Source organism: Mesorhizobium sp. M7A.T.Ca.US.000.02.2.1, from assembly GCF_003996995.1.
Taxonomy (GTDB): Bacteria; Pseudomonadota; Alphaproteobacteria; order Rhizobiales; family Rhizobiaceae; genus Mesorhizobium.
Genome location: NZ_RZTT01000705.1, coordinates 1 through 1,759, shown reverse-complemented (window position 1 = coordinate 1,759; position 1,759 = coordinate 1). Strand labels below are relative to the sequence as shown.

The 1,759-nt window shown below is 61.3% G+C and carries 2 protein-coding genes and 1 pseudogene; all 3 read right to left on the bottom strand.

Annotation, left to right across the window (positions count from 1 at the left end; genetic code table 11):
* On the bottom strand, positions 1 to 129 hold a 129-nt coding region (locus EOD15_RS33790), incomplete at its 3' end, for a type II 3-dehydroquinate dehydratase (RefSeq protein ID WP_127394770.1).
* Positions 130 to 277: 148 nt separating this feature from the next.
* Positions 278 to 1,081, bottom strand: coding sequence for a DsbA family protein (locus EOD15_RS33785; protein ID WP_127272408.1), 804 nt, complete (start codon positions 1,079 to 1,081; stop codon positions 278 to 280).
* 61 nt (positions 1,082 to 1,142) lie between these two features.
* Positions 1,143 to 1,759: pseudogene (locus EOD15_RS33780) on the bottom strand (hypothetical protein); the annotation flags it as partial.

Genomic DNA, 1,759 nt, shown 5'->3' with positions numbered 1-1,759 from the left:
CCCCAGCGCCGTGCCTGCCTGCTTGCAGTCGTCGGCGATCGCGGCAAGCGTCTTGCCGCCATAGATGCCCGGCTCGCGCTTGCCGAGCGCGTTGAGATTGGGACCGTTCAGGACGAAAACCGTTTTCAAAAAGCCGACCTTTCCCGGCGCCGTCATCAAGCCGGCGCGCTGGGCCCTCTATAATGGGCATAGCCGCCCGCGGAAAGAGCGCAAGTGCGTTCTTTCACTGTCCACAACAGGCGGAAATGTGCCCGTGAGAAATAGCTGGCGAGCAAGATCAGAGCGCGGCTTTCGCCGCCTCGATCTTTTCTGCCAGCACTTCCTGCCCGAGTGCTCCGAACACCACCTCGTTGCCGATGACATAGGACGGCGTTCCGGTGATCGCCAGCTTGTTGGCAAGATCGTAGGTCTTGGCGAGGGCCTCGTTGATTGTCGGGTCCTTCATCTTCTCGCGCAGCGCCGCTTCGTCGGCGCCGAGCGACAGCGCGACCTTGATTGCCGACGCCTCGGTGGCGCGTCCCTGGCCGCCGAGCAACGCATTGTGGAACTCGCCGTACTTTTCCGGGTGCATCAGGTGAAAGGCCATCGAGACCACGCTCGCCTTCTGCGATTCCGGTCCGAGGATGGGGAATTCCTTGAGCACGAAACGCAGGTCCGGATCGGTCTTGGTCAGCGCCTGCATGTCGTCCATGGCGCGTTTGCAGAAGCCGCAATTGTAGTCGTAGAACTCGACGATGGTGACCTTGCCGTTCGGATTGCCGACGACGCCGTCGAAGGCGGAGTTGAAGATCTGGTCCTTGGCATTCTTGATCACGCCGAGATGAGCGATGCGCTGCTCTTCCTTCTGCTTGGCCTCAAGCGCGTCCTGGACCTCCAGGAGGACTTCCGGGTTTTTCAACAAATAGTCGCGGATGATGCCTTCGACCTCGGTGCGGTCGATCTTGGTATCGGCCGCCGCGGTCTCGACCGGCTGTGCGGTACCGGCCTTGGCGATCTGCGGGTTTCCGGCAACGAATCCGAAAGCCAGCATGGCCAGGGCGACCGCAACCCCCGTGGTGCCCAGCAGCAGTGCCTTTTTCATCGTTCCTGTTCCTTCTACCTGTTTTCCGGTCTGGCTATGTCATGGCGCGCGGCCGGAAGTTTCACTTGATCTTGGTTGACGGCTTGTAGTTTATGATATCCTGGGCGCGAAGCCAGCGCGGCTCGCCGCGTTTCATCTGCTGCTGCGCCCGCATGGCGAAAATCTTCGCATCCTTGTAGTTGCCGGAATAGAAATGGCTTTCGGCGGTGGCAAGTTCAGCGCCCGGTATGTCACCCAACTCACCGTAGGCCTGTGCCAGATAGCGATACCCGGCTGAATTTTCCTTGTCGCGCCCGAGGCCGTTGTTGATCTGCACGACGGCTTTTTTGAGGGAGTCGGGGGTGCCGACGGCCATCAGCGCCTGGCCCATGGACACCGGCAGCAGACCGGACCGCGCCGAATCGAGGCTGACCGCCTTGGCGTAGGCGTCCGCGGCTTCCTTGGGTTTGTTTGCCTTCATCAGGATGTCGCCGCGCAGTTCCTGGAAGTAAGCGTTCTTGGGCTGCGCCTTGATCAGTGCATTGGTCTTCGCGAGCGCGGCGGCGATGTTGCCGAACAGGTAGGTCGACTGGGCGTCGCCATATAGCGCGGCGACATCCTGATGAAGGCAAACAAACCCAAGGAAGCCGCGGACGCCTACGCCAAGGCGGTCAGCCTCGATTCGGCGCGGTCCGGTCT